At 43.4% G+C, this 17,926-nt stretch carries 15 protein-coding genes; 14 read left to right on the forward strand and 1 reads right to left on the reverse strand.

The genetic code is table 11. The features are described 5' to 3' along the window. The first annotated feature begins 157 nt into the window (after nt 1–157). The 5 genes from ASG93_RS10350 to ASG93_RS10370 all read left to right on the forward strand — a co-directional run bounded on the left by ASG93_RS10350 (nt 158) and on the right by ASG93_RS10370 (nt 6,063). Nucleotides 158–1,798, forward strand: coding sequence for a GGDEF domain-containing phosphodiesterase (locus tag ASG93_RS10350; protein ID WP_056831562.1), 1,641 nt, complete (start codon nt 158–160; stop codon nt 1,796–1,798). 107 nt (nt 1,799–1,905) lie between these two features. Beyond that, complete coding sequence (locus ASG93_RS10355) at nt 1,906–2,874, forward strand: quinone oxidoreductase family protein (RefSeq protein ID WP_056831565.1); 969 nt, start codon at nt 1,906–1,908, stop codon at nt 2,872–2,874. Nucleotides 2,875–3,197: 323 nt separating this feature from the next. After that, nucleotides 3,198–4,262: a Gfo/Idh/MocA family protein gene (locus ASG93_RS10360; protein WP_056831566.1), complete on the forward strand. Its 1,065-nt coding sequence runs from the start codon at nt 3,198–3,200 to the stop codon at nt 4,260–4,262. Nucleotides 4,263–4,292: 30 nt separating this feature from the next. Next, entirely contained in the window at nt 4,293–5,153 is an 861-nt protein-coding gene (locus ASG93_RS10365) for a sugar phosphate isomerase/epimerase family protein (RefSeq protein ID WP_056831568.1), read from the forward strand. Between the two features lie 40 nt (nt 5,154–5,193). After that, nucleotides 5,194–6,063, forward strand: coding sequence for a sugar phosphate isomerase/epimerase family protein (locus ASG93_RS10370; RefSeq protein ID WP_056831570.1), 870 nt, complete (start codon nt 5,194–5,196; stop codon nt 6,061–6,063). Between the two features lie 245 nt (nt 6,064–6,308). Here the strand turns inward: ASG93_RS10370 and ASG93_RS10375 are convergent, their stop codons facing one another. After that, a complete protein-coding gene (locus ASG93_RS10375) occupies nt 6,309–7,142 on the reverse strand; it encodes an alpha/beta fold hydrolase (protein ID WP_056831571.1) in 834 nt (277 codons plus the stop codon). A gap of 1,849 nt (nt 7,143–8,991) precedes the next feature. Between ASG93_RS10375 and ASG93_RS10380 the strand changes: the two genes are divergently transcribed. From ASG93_RS10380 to ASG93_RS10420, 9 genes are all read left to right on the forward strand, one after another. Continuing rightward, on the forward strand, nt 8,992–10,647 hold the full coding sequence (locus tag ASG93_RS10380) for an ATP-binding protein (protein ID WP_056831574.1): 1,656 nt from the start codon (nt 8,992–8,994) through the stop codon (nt 10,645–10,647). An 8-nt stretch (nt 10,648–10,655) separates the two neighbouring features. After that, a complete protein-coding gene (locus ASG93_RS10385) occupies nt 10,656–11,315 on the forward strand; it encodes a response regulator transcription factor (protein WP_321166682.1) in 660 nt (219 codons plus the stop codon). A gap of 397 nt (nt 11,316–11,712) precedes the next feature. Beyond that, nucleotides 11,713–12,456, forward strand: a complete 744-nt coding sequence (locus ASG93_RS10390; RefSeq protein WP_056831576.1) for a YveK family protein — start codon at nt 11,713–11,715, stop codon at nt 12,454–12,456. Further along, a complete protein-coding gene (locus tag ASG93_RS10395; RefSeq protein WP_056831578.1) occupies nt 12,440–13,075 on the forward strand; it encodes a CpsD/CapB family tyrosine-protein kinase in 636 nt (211 codons plus the stop codon). Before ASG93_RS10390 ends, ASG93_RS10395 begins: the two co-directional genes overlap by 17 nt. A 93-nt stretch (nt 13,076–13,168) precedes the next feature. Next, nucleotides 13,169–14,107 carry a UTP--glucose-1-phosphate uridylyltransferase GalU gene (gene galU, locus ASG93_RS10400; RefSeq protein ID WP_082614837.1) on the forward strand — a complete coding sequence of 313 codons (939 nt, stop codon included), beginning with the start codon at nt 13,169–13,171 and terminating at the stop codon, nt 14,105–14,107. Further along, nucleotides 14,076–14,792: a sugar transferase gene (locus ASG93_RS10405; RefSeq protein WP_056831579.1), complete on the forward strand. Its 717-nt coding sequence runs from the start codon at nt 14,076–14,078 to the stop codon at nt 14,790–14,792. Before galU ends, ASG93_RS10405 begins: the two co-directional genes overlap by 32 nt. Before the next feature lie 29 nt (nt 14,793–14,821). Continuing rightward, a complete protein-coding gene (locus ASG93_RS10410) occupies nt 14,822–15,754 on the forward strand; it encodes a glycosyltransferase (RefSeq protein WP_235550810.1) in 933 nt (310 codons plus the stop codon). An 8-nt stretch (nt 15,755–15,762) separates the two neighbouring features. Further along, a complete protein-coding gene (locus ASG93_RS10415; protein ID WP_056831583.1) occupies nt 15,763–17,106 on the forward strand; it encodes an O-antigen ligase family protein in 1,344 nt (447 codons plus the stop codon). Further along, entirely contained in the window at nt 17,103–17,888 is a 786-nt protein-coding gene (locus ASG93_RS10420; protein WP_056831585.1) for a WecB/TagA/CpsF family glycosyltransferase, read from the forward strand. Before ASG93_RS10415 ends, ASG93_RS10420 begins: the two co-directional genes overlap by 4 nt. Nucleotides 17,889–17,926 lie beyond the last annotated feature (38 nt).

Here is a 17,926-nt window from a genome sequence, read left to right on the forward strand (position 1 = left end):
CAGCGAGAAGTCCCTTTAGACTGAAAATCCCCGAATGGGTGAAAGGCATGCTTTAATAGAAAGGATGGAAGGAAAATGAAATTTTTTGTCGAATGCTATATCCAGCCTATTAAGTTGCCAGTTAACAGATTGTTGTAAGTATAGAGGGGTCGTTTATATGATAAATCCTACGAATAGATTACTTGATATTAAGACACTCCTAAGCATGATGGATAATATGGAAGACTCGATTTATATCATGAGTGTTGATGGATCGGATATCAAATACTATTATGTAAATCGCGCTGCTACGAAATTTAGTGGAATTACAATGGATGCTGTCGGTCTAACATTTTTTGATACAAACACGAGTCAAATGGCGAACTACTTACATAAGAAATATACGAGGGTGGTTACCGAACGACGAACCATTAAGTATGAGGATGGCGTTATGCTGCCCAACGGTAAGTTAAACGGAGAAAGTGTACTTACGCCTATTTTTAATGAAAGCGGTGACATGGAGTTCATCGTCACAGTAACTCGTGATATTACCGAGCGAAAACAACATGAAAATTTGCTTTATCATTACGCCTATCATGACGATCTTAGCAAGCTATATAATCGAAGATTCTTGCTTGAGCATGTACACAATCCAGCGATCATATATCTGCTTGATCTGGACTATTTCAAAAACATTAATGATATTTTCGGACATGCTGTAGGTGATACCGTCCTCGTGGAGGTCGCTAACCGTCTTGTTGAGAAATTTGGTGCGGCGTATATACTTGTACGTTTAGGCGGAGATGAGTTTGTCGTCGTAGCAATGGGCGAACCTGGCTCAGCTGAGGCGACTGCTGACCAAATTAATCAACTTTTCGTGGCTCCCTTTACGGTAAACGATCATCCAATGAAGTTAAGCGTAAGTATTGGTGTGGCCCAAATTGTGAATAATGAAACCATCCAAACTCTTTTAAAACAAGCAGATATTGCTTTGTATAAGGCCAAAGGGGCGGGAAGAAAAAGATTTCACATTTATGAAGCTTCATCTAAATACGACCATGTTGAGAATTTCATACATGAGCTTGCTCTCTCAAGTGCGATTGAGAAAGAAGAACTACATTTGCATTATCAGCTTATTTATAATCCGGTTCGGGAAGAAGTCATTGGAGCCGAGGCTCTACTAAGATGGAACTCAGCCAACATGGGAATGATCCAGCCCAATGATTTTATTCCGGTCGCTGAGGATACTGGATTGATAATTCCGATTGGATACTGGGTCATCAGGCAAGCTTGTAAGGATTGGCATCTTTTAAAAGCGGAATATGGTCCTCAATTTAAAATTTCGGTTAACATTTCGAGGATTCAATTAAATGAACCCCTTTTCGTAGATCAAATGCTTCAAATATTGGAAGAGGAGCATGTGGACCCACGTGTGATGGAGTTAGAAATAACAGAAAGCACGACGATGCACTCGATGGAAGATGTCCAACAAACGCTGCGTAGATTGCGCGCGGAAGGATTTACGATTGCCTTAGATGATTTTGGAACCGGCTATTCCTCGTTAAGCATGTTAACCTTGCTGCCTATAGACAAGTTGAAGATTGACAGATCTTTCATTTGGGATATGAATGTCTCTCTCATTTCAGCCATTTTAGCCATGGCCCATGCACTGAACCTGCAAGTAATCGCAGAAGGCATCGAGACCTATGAACAATATAAGATGTTAAAAGAAATGAATTGTTGGGGAATACAAGGTTATTATATCAACAAGCCAGCCCAATATGAATGGTTACCCAAACAGTTGGTTGTTAAAAAGTAGATGAGAGGTCAACGTCCAGTGTGCACGCTGATGATGTTGATCTTTTTTGCATAGCATGAGGAATATGATACAATTTTTAAGCAAAATTAGCTTGTTGGAGGTAGTCAATGAAAGCACTAATTTTTGAGCAATTTGGTGGGCCAGAGGTCCTGCAGTATGTGGACATTCCTGATCCTAGCTTAGAACTAGGCCATATCCTAGTGAGAACGGAAGCCATCGGCTTGAATTTCGCCGACATATATAGGAGACGAGGCAACTATCATCTGGCTGGGAAGCCACCCTTCATTCTAGGGTATGAGGGAGCTGGGATTGTTGAGCAAGTAGCTTCGAATGTGGACCAGATCGAGGTCGGAGACCGAATTGCCTTCGTTGATGTTCCTTTTGCCAATGCGGAATTGGTTGCTGTGCCTATAGATAGAGCTATTCCCTTGCCAATGGATATCAAGTTCGAACACGCCGCGGGTATTTTGCTTCAAGGAATGACGGCGCATTATCTGGTAAATGACAGCTACCGCGTTCAATCTGGGGACGAAATTGTCGTACATGCCGCAGCAGGGGGCGTTGGACAGATTTTGACGCAGCTATGTAAAGGTAAAGGCGCAAGAGTCATCGGTTTGACCTCTTCGGAAGCCAAAAGGGAAATCGCCTTAAAGGCTGGTGCTGATGAAGTTCTAAGTTACGAAAGCGATTGGGTAAATGGAGTCAAACATTGGTCCAGCGACCATCAGGGCGTAGATGCCGTTTACGATTCAGTTGGGTCCACCTTAATGGATAGTTTCGCTGCAGCCAAAACGAAGGGGACGGTCATTTTCTATGGCATGGCTGGAGGAGATCCGCCTCCTATTGACCCAAGAATGCTCATGAACACCTCAAAAACGCTGACAGGAGGCGACTTGTGGAACCATGTGATATCCTTGCAGAATCGAATCGAGCGTTCAAACGAACTATTTGATGCACTGCGGCGAGGGGTTATTCAAATAGAGAGCTTTACATGCTTTCCCTTGAAGGAGGGGGCGGAAGCCCATAGACTCTTAGAGAGCAGGAAAAGCACAGGGAAAATCTTATTAATCCCTTAACAGGGGAAAAGGCGGCAGAATACGGTATTTAACGTATTGTGCCGCTTTTTTAGGTATAAGAATTTTAATAGTTGGAGACCGCTACTAACCACGAAAGTCCAATTTACCCTCACGAGGTACAATTTTCGCTTATTAATTACAATCTAATTAAAAGAAACGGGCTAGTCAATATTTGGTTTATATTCAAAGAACAAAGGTCACCTGGAAAATGAAATCCTTTTTTTGACCATATAATCCATGGAAATGCTCATCCTATGCATTCTACCTCAGCAAAAATCATGCTATCCTGATTGCATATGACTCGAAGGAGGCAAGTATTAGTAATGAGCATAAACAAATTGAGAATTGGTGTAATCGGTGCAGGATCGATTTCTGATATGCACTTTGAGTCCTATGTGAAGCAAGCAGACACAGAATTGGTAGCCGTGTGTGATTTGAATCGTCAAAGAGCGGGGGATAAAGCCGCCAAGTATAATGTTGAGCATATTTACACCGATTATCGGGAGCTTCTGGCCAATCCAGAGGTCGATGCTGTAAGTATTTGTACATGGAATAATACACATGCTGAGATTAGTATTGCAGCTTTGCGTGCTGGCAAGCATGTTCTTGTAGAGAAACCACTTTGCAAAACCGTGGAAGAGGCTGAGCGCATTCAAGAAGCCGTTCGTGAAACGGGGAAAATTCTGCAGGTTGGTTTTGTACGGAGATACGATACCAATGCTCAACTCGTTAAGCGCTTTATCGACAATGGCGACTTGGGAGAATTGTACTATGCCAAAGCTTCGTGTCTTCGTCGATTAGGTAATCCAGGAGGCTGGTTTGCAGACTCGGAACGATCTGGCGGCGGACCTTTAATCGATATTGGTGTACATGTGATTGACTTATGCTGGTATTTAATGGGGAGACCGAAGCCTGTATCGGTCAGTGGTCATACGTATAACAAGCTCGGGAATCGGGCGAATGTGCGCAATCTTTCCTTTTACAAAGCAGCCGATTATGATGTTGATTTGAATACCGTTGAAGATATGGCCAATGCCTTAATTCGGTTTGAAAATGGGGCTTCGCTTATGGTTGATGTTAGCTTTACCCTGCATGCCAAAAAGGATGAAATCGCGGTCAAGCTATACGGAGATAAAGGCGGAGTAGAATTGGAGCCTGAGCTTGTCCTCGTTACGGAAATGCTGGATACCATTTTGAATGTAGCGCCACAGACTGACAGCAAATCTATCAATATAACAGAAGCTTTTAGTCAGGAGATTAGTCATTTCTTAAGCTGTTGCCGAACTGGGAATTCGCCGATTAGTCCTGTAGAAGATGGACTTACGATGATGAAAATTCTTTGCGGTATTTATGAATCAGCTGCCAAGGGTCAGGAAATCAGATTATAACTATCTAGGATCAGATATGGAGGAACGGATATGAAACTTGGCGTTAGTACATATAGTTTATTTCAAGCTCTGAAGTCTGGAGAAATGGACATTTTTGGTGCTATTGACTGGATTGCTGACCAGGGCGGCGAACATGTTGAGATCGTGCCGCTTGGCTTTGATTTACCCGGGAATCTGGAACTTGCAGATGAGATACGACTTAAGGCGCAGTCACGCGGTATCGAAATATCTAATTATGCGATTGGAGCAAACTTTCTAACGGATTCTCAAGAGGCATATGAACAAGAAATTAAACGGGTCAAAGGGGAAGTCGATCTCGCTGCTAGGCTTGGTGTAGAGAGAATGCGCCATGATGTCGCATCAAGTGAGGATCGTTCGATTGCGAACTTTAACAAAGAGCTTGAACGCATGGCGGAGGCCTGTCGGCAAATTGCTGATTATGCTTCGCAATATGGCATCATTACGAGCGTTGAGAATCACGGATACTTTGTGCAGCATAGTGACCGCGTTCAAACGTTAATTCAAGCTGTAGACCGTCCTAATTTCCGCACAACGTTAGATGTGGGCAATTTCATGTGTGTAGATGAAGATTCCGTTGCTGCAGTGAAAAATAATCTACCCTTCGCTTCGATGGTCCATGTGAAAGATTTCTACCTTCGACCTTCTTATCAAAATCCAGGCAAGGGTTGGTTCCAGACCCTGCAAGGCAATCATTTGCGCGGCGCTATTGTGGGCCATGGGGATATTGATATGAAAGAAGTATTACGCGTTATTAAAAGCTCCGGCTATGACGGATTCATTTCCTTGGAATTCGAAGGCATGGAGGAATGCAAAATAGGTACGATGATTGGGTTGCAAAATATTAGAAGGCTATGGGATGATGTTGAATAGGCAATAGAATTCAGCGAATCGAAAGGTGTGTTGATGAAATATGGGGAATCCGATTGGCATTATGGTTGACAGTCTGCGTCTAAACTTGCGCGATGGTTTGAAGAAAGCCAAAGAGCTCGGTGCAGACGGCGTACAAATATATGCAGTTTCAGGCGAGATGGATCCGGCGAATTTAACACCTCAAGCGCGTAAGGAACTGAAAGCATACATCGAGTCGTTGGGGCTGAGCATCTCTGCTTTGTGTGGGGATCTAGGCGGTCATGGCTTCCAAGATCAGTCCGTGAATGCCAACAAAATTGAAAAATCAAAGCGTATTCTCGACCTTGCGGTTGAACTGGGAACCAAAGTCGTAACCACTCACATTGGTGTCGTACCTGAGCAGGCTGATGGCCCAATCTATGAGACGATGCTGCATGCGTGTGAGGAATTAGGTATGTATGCAAGCGGCTTAGGCGCTTATTTTGCCGTGGAAACCGGTCCAGAAACAGCTGTTCACTTGAAGAGCTTTCTAGATGCGTTGTCCACCAATGGCGTTTCTGTTAACTTTGATCCGGCGAATATGGTGATGGTGACTGGCGATGATCCTGTTCAAGGGGTTATCACACTGAAAGACTATATCGTCCACACACACGTGAAGGACGGTATCCGACTTCGTCAGGCAGACCCTCGTGAAGTCTACGGTTCACTTGGTTATCAGCCAATGAGTCACGAGCTTATCGCCGAGGCAGCGACATCAGGACCCTATTATCGAGAGCTCGCTCTAGGTGAAGGTCATGTCGATTTCGAGCGCTATTTTCAAGCGCTTCGTGACATTGGGTATACGGGCTATTTGACCATTGAGCGTGAAGTTGGGGAGAAGCCTGAGGTAGACATTGCCAACGCGATTGCGTTTATTAGGAAATATTTGTAGATCGTCCGGAAAAGCTCGGTATCGTCAGGGGATTATCAGAAAAGTATCGGTAAAATATCAAGAAACTATCAAAAAACTATCGAGAAATCATCGGTAAATCATTAGAAATGACAAGGATCATCGCAATTTTATAACGGGTTCCGTTTTGAGGTGCTAAAACTATTTTTGACGCTCAAATTGACAGCTACTTTGGTATAATAAAATGTAAAAAGGATGGCGAAAACGTCATCCTTTTGTGCGCTAGATTATAGGGCTTGTTTAAAATAATTTATGATTTCATTTTTCACTTGTTCTCTTGGTTCTAGAACATCGTGACCTGCTTGATCCACTATAATAACCTTTGGATTATGTTTCTGATATTCTTTCAGATGGTCATCGTTTAGTAAAGAGCTATTCTCAGCACCTTTCAGAATAAGCAGCTGTCCCGCGATATTGTCAAGGGCTGGTGAAAGGTCACAATCTTCTAGTTCATTCAGCAGACGCATCGGCAATTCTTTGGCAAATCTTTTATATATGATACCATCTTTTTCGATGTAGAAGGTATCTTTCTTAATTTCAAATTCTTCACGGCTTAGTTCATGGACTGCCGTTATAGCTGCATATAAGTGATCCCATGTTTCATATGTTTCGTAAGAATCTGTAAGTTTCTTAGCCCACTCCTCTTTTACCTTTGGGTGATGCGCTTGAAAGTCTCCAACCACAAATCCTTGAACGGTATTAGGATATAGTGAGGCATATTTCAATACATAGGATACTCCTCTTGAATGAGCGATGAAATGCGCTTTGTTTATCCCTAAATGTTTCATTACAGCCTCAATATCTGTTGCCATATGCTCAAGTGTAAAGCCATTTTCGGGCATTTCACTTTCGCCACAGCCTCTAATATCAATCGCTATTACATGTCTAGGATTTTCGTCTCGTCCAGAGGAGAGTTCTTCACCAATCCATTTATACGTTCTTGCATTAGAAAAGGTCCCATGAATACAAATTACAGGGAGCTTATTGCTTGTTGTTTCAGGTTTCCATTCTAAATAGTGAGTTTGAAGTCCTTCAGATCTATTAACGAAATAACTTTGCATCAATCTCAATCCTCCTAGTAGTGGTAGTAGTAACGCCATTTCCAAAATTATACTACAAAAACTTAAATTGACAACTATCTTCATGCCATGTAAACGATTATTGACACTATTTTTGGCATTGAAATTGACAGTGAATTGACGAAGTAAATTAGTTAATTTACAGTTAACTCTCATATGTTAATTACCGGTCAATTTTCTAACAAAATTTTTCTGCAAACCCAATAAATACAACAAAAATGGAGTGTCAAACTGTTGCCAGTTTACACTCCATTTTCACGTCAATTCTAATTTTGCACCTCAAAACGGAACCCGTTAGCAATTTAAATATGTGGGCTCTTTCCAAAGTCCCGGATTTGGTTTGAGCACTGTTTCTGTTTCGATGCTTGATAGAAAATTCCCTGGGCTGGCTAAAGTGAAAAATAAAAATCGTATATAATTTGCCTTTTGCCATGAATAACGCAAATTATGTTCGAAAAATCGTATATATCAATAGACAATAAAATGGATTTGCTTCTTGCTCTCCCACGAACTCCTTTCGTCGGTGTTCTTATTCACCCGCAGGGTGATTTTGTTCTCGTATGGAAAATTGAGGAGATTATGAAAGATGCCCATCTGTGGATAAGTATCGTAAAATGAACTGGGGGATAGGAAGATGAACAAGTACTATCTTACAAAAAGAAAAGGACGGTCAGTTGAAAAGTCGATTTCCGACCTCTCCGACATTGTCGACGATCTTCGGCTCGCAAAGCTTCCGCTGTAAGCGCGTTTTTCGCGCTTATTTGTTCTTGGTCAGGTTTGGCGGTCAGAGAAGTACCGCTCAAGGTCAAAGCGGTAGAGAAAGAGCTCTGAGAGGTCCGAAAAGAGACTCTAAGCAGTAAGCGAAGCGAACCAAAGCTGGCTCGCGATTGAGCGGTCGATAATAGACCGCACAAGGTCAAAGCGGTAGAGAAAGAGCTCTGAGAGGTCCGAAAAGAGACTCTCAGCAGTAAGCGAAGCGAACCAAAGCTGGCTCGCGATTGAGCGGTCGATAATAGACCGCTCAAGGTCGAAGCAGTAGAGAAAGAGCTGTGAGAGGACCGAAAAGAGCCTCTCAGCAGGAAGGTGAAGCGGACAAAAGCTGGCTCGCGACTTGAGAGGTCGAAAATAGACCGCTCAAGGTCAAAGCGGTTGAGAAAGAGCTGTGAGAGGACCGAAAAGAGACTCTCAGCAGTAAGCGAAGCGAACCAAAGCTGGCTCGCGATTGAGCGGTCGAAAAAGACCGCTCAAGGTCGAAGCGGGGGAGAGGTATGAGAGCTCCCAATTCGAGCTTTCGTTCAGAGTTGATCGAAATTGGCTCGAAAATCGAGCCTAAGGTACGCGAAACCCGTGTCAAGGCTGGAGTATGGATTCTGAGAGGTTGTTTTCCGAGCTTACGGCAGCAGTGAGCGAGGAGTATTGGTGTTTGGTGTTTAACCTCAAAACCGAACCTAACAAAATCCGTAGTAAAACAAGAATTATGTCAATATCTGTTTCTAAGCTTTTCAAGGTGAGCTAAACCGTGTTTATGTGCGCCAAAACAGAATTTTTTGGAGGAAATTTATGGTGCTAAAGGATGATTTTTTTTATAGCATTGAAATCCCTTTCAGTTTTTTACTCGCCAAAAGGTTAGGTCTATGTAATCAAAACGACTAGACCAATACTCCTGAATATCATTATTTTCCATTTAATGAGACACAAAACTACAAATAATACGAAGTATATAATCATATTCAGCCCTTTTGACTGTAAAAATTTAACTGTTATGATAATGGTAAACTTAGGTATTGTTTAAGGAACCAAATACAAATATCGGTTAAAGGATGATTACACGATGAGAAAGATGTTCTCTGGTGGAAGTAAAGTCTTTTACTTGTACCGGTATATTTCACTTGGTGGAACTTCGTTAGTGTATGCCATTGAGGATCGTGGCCCCCCGTTAAGTATCAAAATTGGCATCATCTTGGCGCTATTCATCTTTGCCAAGTGGATTACGGACAAGTATAGCCGATGTGGCCAAACCTCTCGCACAATTAAAATAACCGTAGGCTTGGAAATGACCGGGATGATGATCCTTCATCTTCTAAGCGGCGGTATGGACAGTCCGTTTCTGTGGTGTGTATTCAATCCCGCCTGGATGGCTGCCAGCTATCTTTCCTCGGTTTATTGCTGGTTTATGATGCTGAGTTACTTCTTATTCGTCACCGCATTTTCCTACTTTTTTGTCAATGATCAATCGCTAACCACTATTTTGCTAGAAGAAAATCGATTTTATTTGATGCTATTGTTCATGACGCTTTCGATTCAACTATTAGCTGGCGTCAAAAGTAGGCTTGAGATTGCGAACGCTCGAACCACGGAGACGATGGAGCATATGAAATCGCTGTACCAAATCGTGGAAGCAGCCACGCATAGCGAATCAGAGAATTTGAAATTGATATTTGCTGAATTTGCTTTAAAGCTGACCAAGCTCAAGATGTCCTTCTTCTGGGATGTTAATGGGTATGGCGGAAATGATCCACTTATTACCCAGGGTGTTACGCCAGTTGGCGTAGAAGCTTCCTTGACTACAGCTATTGAAATGCATGCAGCTGAGCTTAGACAGCTCGATAGCTGTATGGTGATGAATTTACCTGAACATGGTGATTTCCTTGTGATTCCCATCAAGTCGTCGACCCGATTCTGGGGAGTGATGGGAGTGAAGATTGAGCGCACCAGCTATGAGGAAGGCAGGCATTGGTTCGTCAAACAGCTGTATTTTCTATCTGAGCTATGTGCCGTCATTTTGGAGAGGCATCAGCTCGAGCGTATCGAGAACCAGTTGATGATTATCGAGGAGCAGAATCGGATTGCCGATGAGATGCACGACAGTGTTTCGCAGTACATTTTCGGAATTGTGTATGCCGTACATTCACTGAGTCGCAAATGGAAAGACATTTCAACCGATCAGATCAAGGATCAGCTGCAAATCATCCAAGAGTCATCTGTAGCGGCATCTCAAGAGCTTCGTTCCACCATTTATAGTCTGAGCTCGCGGAAAAATGGCGGTGCTTTTTGGATCACAACCGTCAAATCTCATCTAGACAGCTTGTCCAAGCTGCACGCTGTGAAAGTAACCTTGAATGTTACTGGAGATGATCATGGTCTACAGGTCAATTATCAAAAGGCATTGTTTAGAATCATTTCGGAAGCCACTGGAAATGCCATTCGTCATGGTCGAAGCAGTCACATTAAGGTAGATCTCAGTATGAAGTCAGATGAGGTGAAGCTTTCGGTACTGGATAACGGAAGTGGCTTCAGTGTAACAGAGCGTCTGTCTGATCCTAAGGTATCCGGGCTTGGCGTGAATAACATGGAGCTGCTCGTTCAGTCTTTTGGCGGAACGATTAACATTCAGAGCACGAAAGGAACAGGTACACTTATTCAAGTGACCCTCCCATCCGGGCATCAAGATAAAAAGGAACTAAATGAATTTCAGATGATGGGCTAAACAAGGTCATGAAGGCAATTCCCATTCTAACGAAAGCAGGTGGTACTTTGAAAGTTGTTATCGTAGATGATCATCCGTTGGTGCGAAAAGGATTGTCGGCTGTGCTAAAGCTTGAAGCTAACATCGAAATTTCTGGTGAATCGGAGACGGTGGAGCACGCGCTGGAGTTAATCAAGGAAACGAAACCGGATCTGGCTATTGTTGATCTTAAGTTGGGTAATCGCTCGGGTCTCGAAGTGGTTGAGAATATCAAGGATTCGTCATGCCGAAGTATCATTCTGACCTCATCGACCATGGAGCAGGATGTAAGAAGGGCAGAGGCTGTGGGTGCGGATGGATATGTACTCAAAGAAGCGCTGCCAGAAGAGTTGCTGCTTGCCATTAAATTGATTTTCAAAGGGAAAAAGTATTACGATCCAGGATTAATGGAAATGTTGTTCAAGAAAGAGGAAGAGGATAGCTTCAGTAAGCTTACGCCGAAGGAGCGGGAAGTGTTAATTGGTCTTGGAGAAGGTTTGTCCAATCAAGGAATGGCCAAGAAACTAATGGTAACTGAGTTTACAGTCAAGAAGCATGTTAGCCAAATTCTAAACAAATTATCCGTCAACGATCGTACGCAAGCGGCTTTGTTAGCGCAATCCAAGGGACTAGTCAGCAATTTTCAGTAAGCCATTCAAGCCTTCATGGTCCGAAAGTATACCATCGCTTTATTACATATAACCATTGGTGGTTACACGAAATAGACCCTAAAAATTATAATATCGAGTAATATCATAATTCTGGGAATTCATATAGTATTTGTGTATAACCAACTAACTGACAAAAAGCGGCATTCTTCATTCCTTTTGATCGTAGAGTGCTTCACTTAAGCTACTTGCTAGCTAGCTAACTAACTCTGTCGAAAAGAGATTGATGAATGCTCCAGCTAAAGGAGTGATTGAATGTCGGTTCGATAGTGGGGATACAGGTAAGTGAAACGCTTTCATTGCAAATATCATAGCTCAATTTTTGGGGAAAAGCAAGACTGTATTCATCGATTCTTAACTATTTTTTTGGGAGGGTACCATGGAGAAATCGATCTTGGATTACTTTGTACTCATTCGCAAAAAGCTGTGGATGATTGCACTGTTCGTTCTACTCTCGTGTCTGACAACGTTCTATGTCAGCAAATCTTTCGTCGAGCCTGTTTACAAGGCGAACACACAAGTGCTGGTTAGCAGCACGTTCAAGAGTGAAGAGGCGATAGATCTTAACGATGTGTCGATGAACTTGAATTTAATTGAGAGCTACAAGGAAATCATGAAATCAGATCATATCATTCAAATGATGCTGCAGAATCACCCCGAATTCGGAATGACCCAGAAGGAGCTGCTGAAGAATCTGAAAGTGAGCTCCACGGATAAAACACAAATTATCAAAATTGAACTTGAAGATCATAGCTATGAAAAAGCGGTTGTGATTACCAAGACACTTGCTGATACGTTCATTAGTGAAGTGCCAAGCTTGATGAATATGAATAATGTCAAGATTCTTTCTAGTTCGGATGCTGCTGTGAAGCCATTGCCAGTCAATTCCAGCGTAATTATCAATCTTGCTTTGAGCTTCATTTTATCGGCGATGGCAGCCATTGGTGTTTTCTTCTTTTTTGAAAATATGAATGACACGATTCGTTCTGAAAAAGAAGCCGAGCATATCGTTGGGCTGCCGGTACTCTCTTCCATCGGAACGATTAAAAAGGGCAAAACATCGAAACCTTCGCGTGCACGAAGCAGAGAGGTAGGGGAAAAGGCATATGTCACAGCTAAGTAATGATCTTGTGGCTGAGTTGGATCCGATTTCGTCGGTCTCCGAAGCCTATCGTTCCTTGCGTACAGCGGTACGCTATAAAAAGGTTGTACCAGCAGGGCAAGGAATGGTGCTCATGGTTGCATCTCCCAAGGCGCAAGAAGGCAAGACGACGACCCTTGCTAATCTGGCTATTACCTATGCTCAAGAAGGCAAGTCTGTCTTAGTCATTGATTGTAATTTACGGCAACCAGCCCTGCATGAGATGTTTGGTGCTAAGAATACGAAAGGCCTGATCCACTTTTTAAAACAGGGGCAAACCGCCCAAGAAATCATTACACCGACAGGCATCATCGGGCTGGATCTCATTGCCAGCGGTGGTCAACCGCTGAATCCATCCGAGCTGTTAGGCTCCGCCAATATGGATGCCTTGATAAACGGTCTCAGACAACGATATGAAGTTATTCTCATCGATTCGCCGTCAACGCTTGACTATACAGATGCTTGTTTACTTTCAGAGTATAGTGACGGCGTGATGCTAGTTGCCAAGAATGGCAAGACGAAGCGAGAATGGGCGAAGCAAGCGAGAACACAGTTAGAGCAGTCTGGAGCCAGAATGCTTGGCATTGTTTTCAACCAATAATTGCATACATTAACGGCTAGACTTTCCATAATCGGTAGCGGATGCTTACGAAGTTAGTTTTGCTAAAGCAAAACTTTTAGGAGGATGAGAGAGATGAAAAAGGTGAAAAAAGCCATTATTCCGGCCGCAGGTTTAGGAACGAGATTCCTGCCTGCTACGAAAGCGATGCCCAAAGAGATGCTCCCGATCATCAACAAGCCGACTATTCAATACATCGTGGAAGAAGCCATCGAATCCGGAATCGAAGATATTATTATTGTTACGGGTAAAGGGAAGAGGGCAATCGAAGATCACTTCGATAATGCTTTCGAGTTAGAAAACAAGCTGTTGGAAACAGGGAAGCTGGAGCTTCTCAAGGAGGTTCAGCGTTCATCCAAGGTAGAGATTCATTATATTCGTCAAAAGGAACCCAAAGGTCTGGGACATGCGGTCTGGTGTGCAAGAAGGTTCATTGGGAATGAACCATTCGCTGTGCTGCTAGGTGATGATATTGTCACAGGGAAGGTGCCTTGCCTAAAACAGCTCATTCAGCAATTTGAATTAACAGAAAATTCAGTTATCGGAGTGCAAACCGTACCGCCAGAGCTTACCAATCGTTACGGCATCATTGATCCTGGTGAGCAAAACAACCGCCTTTATCAAGTGAAAGACTTTGTTGAGAAACCCAAATTAGGCACTGCCCCTTCCAATCTTGCGATTATGGGCAGATATGTGTTCTCCCCTAAAATCTTTGAATTTTTGGAGCTTCAGGAGAAAGGTGCTGGCGGAGAAATTCAGCTGACAGACGCGATTCAGAAGCTTAATCAAATAGAACGAGTGCTAGCGTATCATTTTGACGGTATCCGTTATGATGTGGGTGAACGTCTCGGTTACATTCTCACGACAATGGCATTCGCCTTGGAGAGTGAAGATCTTCGGCCCGATGTACTTGAAGCGATGGCTGCCATCCTTATTAAGGAGCAATATGTACCAATTCTAGAGCATCTGGGAGGTGGAGACCATGAGCTTGCGCGAACTGCAGGAGGATTATGAGTACCTGGGACCTCAGAAAATTTCCCGGAAGAGCTACTACACGGCTGCTACCTCTAGACCGCAAGAAAGGAAAAGCGCTGCTTCCTATTTGATCGTAAAGCGTATGCTTGATATTATGCTATCCCTCATGGGCCTTTTCTTCCTGACACCGTTATTTATCATCATTGCTATTTGGATTAAGTTGGAAGATCCGAAAGGCTCCGTTTTCTTCAAACAAAATCGAGTAGGTAAAGACGAAGCACTTTTTCCGATGTATAAGTTTCGCTCGATGGTGTCCAATGCGGAAGAGCTAAAGCAGCAGTTAATGAGTCAGAATGAAGTTGAAGGCGCGATGTTTAAAATGAAAAATGATCCTCGCGTTACACGCGTCGGACGATTATTGCGCAAAACAAGTATAGATGAGCTGCCACAATTGTGGAACGTACTTGTCGGTGATATGAGCTTAGTCGGACCAAGGCCCGCTTTGCCGAGCGAAGTTAGTGAGTACACACCTTACGAGAAGAGACGTTTAGTCGTTACTCCTGGTTGCACGGGTTTGTGGCAAGTAAGCGGACGAAGTAATTTAAGCTTCGGGCAAATGGTTGAACTTGATTTGACTTACATCAGAGAACGAAGCATTTTCTATGATTTGAAAATCATCTTGAAAACCGTTTCGGTCCTTCTTGGCTCCAAAGATGCCTTTTAGAGAACAGAAGGGAAAGGAGTAACACCATCGTGTTCATTCAGTCAAAACCAAGGGTATCCATCGTCATCTGTACCTATAATCGTGCGGATTTGCTTCAAATCACTTTGAACTCGTTACCTGCTTTAAAGGCGATAGACAAGGCTGAGATTCTCATTGTGGATAACAATTCGACAGATCATACGCGTGAGATTTCACAATTGTTTATTCAGAGTCAATCAGGGGTGACTGACGTTTATTATCTATTTGAACAGACCCAAGGGCTTTCGGCTGCGCGAAATAAAGGTATTCAAGAAGCTAAGGGTGATATTGTTGCCTTTCTCGATGATGATGCAGTTCCTTGCCTGGAATGGATTCGCACCATCATAGACACCTTGGATAGTCGGGAAGATGTCTATGCGCTGGGAGGTGTGATTCGACCTCGTTTCGAAAGTGAACGACCGAAATGGCTGATTAAATCGCTAGAGCTGCCCTATACGATTGTTGATAGGGGAGCAAATGTGCATGAGTATCCGATGGACAGGCATCCATTTGGCGCGAATATGGCGATACGCAAATCCTTTCATGACAAATACTTGTTCCCAACCGACCTAGGAAGGAAGGGGACACTGCTGTTGTCTGGGGAAGAATCCTGGATATTTGATCATATGAAGAAAGAAGGGAAGGCTATTCTTTATCAGCCTTCCATGGTGGTTGATCACTTCATCCCGGATAGCCGGTTGACGAAGGATTGGATCAAGCAGCGCTATTATTATCAAGGTGTTACGAATGGCTCGATGCATAAGAGTCGTATCAGCAAGCTTGTTCTTCTCGGTAAGGTTGCCAGCAAGGTGCTCTACATTGCCGTAGATGCCTTGTTCGCACGTACCGAAGGAAGAAAACTGCTGATCACATGCCGATTGCAGAGCATACGAGGCACGCTAGACACGCTCAGCAGACGTGGAAAAATGCGCTTGACAGGGTGAGGATACTGATGACGACGGATCTTCCAATTCAGCTCAAAAAACCGATGTATTATGGTGCGCTCTATGTCCTTCTTGCCGTCATGGTGGGCATAGCAGCTGCTTATCAGCCTCTGTTCAGTATCTTGGGGCTGGGCATGCTTTTCCTATTCGTGTATGCCATCTATCAGCCGAAGAAAATGAGTTATCTAGTCCTGCTTTCAACCGCTATATCGATTAACTATATCGTCGAAGCGAATGTGCCTGGGCTTGAGATTATTTCTCTTTATAAACTAGGGATTTTGATTCTGTTAGTTCCTAGTATGCTGAAAAACGGACTTCGGTTGAAGTTCATCTATCCCATAGCAGCTATCGCCAGCATGTTATTCCTTACCTTGTTCTTCTCAGAATGGCATCCAAGGCTGACGTTATCACTCACCTTGAAAGCATTTATCGGACTGACGCTTCCTTTCTTTTTTCTTATGATCAAATGGAAAAAAAGGACAGCGCAAAGGCATATCCGGATTATTTGCCTGCTGCCATTGGTAAGTGTTGGAACTGGGGCATTGCTTCAATTGGCTCATCTGTATTCGTTTCTCAATGTTGAGTTCACGGGAGCGATTCGGGTTCAAGGGGCGAATATCGCACCCCATTTGGCGATGCTGGCTTTTCTAGGCATTACCGTTGCCTTAATAGAGACCAAACGCAATCCGCTGCAAGCCAGGTTCTATTATTGTACATTGGCTGCTAACTTTGCGATTCTGATCGCTACGGGAACTAGAGGGCCAATCCTCGCCATGCTGGCCATGGCTGCTTATTATTTCTTCGATATGGTTAAGCAGTACATCAAAGGGAAGCTAATCTTAATTATCCCGCTGCTTTGTTCCTTCGCCTTGATCGGCGGGGCCGTCTACGTACAGTGGGACAATATGACAAAGCGTTCGTTCGAACGCCAAACCGGTACGGGTATTGACTTGTCAGGAAGAACCGAAGCTTGGAGCTATTTCTTGAAAGGCGTAAAAGATTCCCCCCTGACAGGCAGAGGGCTAGGTGCGGTTACCGTTGCGAATGACGGAAGTTTATATGAAGGTTTTGTGGTTCCGCATAACGAGTACATCCGCTTTTATTATGATGCTGGTTATATCGGGTGCAGCCTGTTGTTTCTATCATTGCTAGTCTTATTTGGAATGATTTATCGAGTAATCCCGCAGAGAATTAAGATTTACTACGTGGCGTTCATCTTGGCGTTCTTTCTATATTCCTTGTCGGATAACACCTTATCGACTGTTCAATTCATCATTCCTTTTTGCTGGTATTTGAATAGCTTGTATATTCTGTCAGCGACAAATTCGAAAAAAGAAGAAGTGATCAGATGAGAAGAGTGACTATGTTCGATGTACATTTTGATAATTATGATTTTCTGGACTTGCTTGCCTATATGGATGAGGTCATTCGTCAGAAAAATCATTCTTACATTTTGACCTGTAATGTCGATCATTTAATCAAGCTCAGAAAGGATGTTGAGTTTCAAAAGGTGTATTCAGGTGCAGGTGCCATTGTTGCAGATGGTATGCCGATCATATGGGCATCGAGGATGCTCCGTAAACCGCTCAAGCAGAAGGTATCCGGATCCGACTTGTTCACTAAGTTAGGCGAAGCTTTCGCAAGCAGGCAATACAAGCTCTTTTTCTTAGGATCAGCTGCCGGTATTCCGGAGCAAGCGGTAAAGAATCTGAAGCTCGTATTTCCAAATCTGAATATCGTTGGCTGTTATTCACCCTCCTATGGTTTCGAAAAGAAAAAAGAGGAGAATGAGCAAATTGTTCAGATGCTGATTGATACGCAGCCTGACATTGTGTTCGTGGGTGTTGGCGCTCCGAAGCAGGAGAAGTGGATCTACCAGAACTATCTTCAGTATAAAGTCCCGATCTCGATTGGCGTTGGCGCAACGTTCGATTTCATTTCGGGCACAGTGAAGAGAGCACCGAACATTATGCAGAAAACAGGATTCGAATGGTTCTGGCGTCTTGCCCAAGAACCGCGAAGATTGTGGAAGCGTTACTTGGTACACGATGCAATGTTTGCGGTCCTGCTATGGCGGGAAGTTATTAAGCAATTCAAGATGAAACGGGAGGGGACGGGAATCAACAGTGGATGAAATAAGCAAATTGATTAAGCCCCCTTTTATCATGAAGC

It is taken from the genome of Paenibacillus sp. Soil787, from assembly GCF_001429545.1.
Classification (GTDB): Bacteria; Bacillota; Bacilli; order Paenibacillales; family NBRC-103111; genus Paenibacillus_E.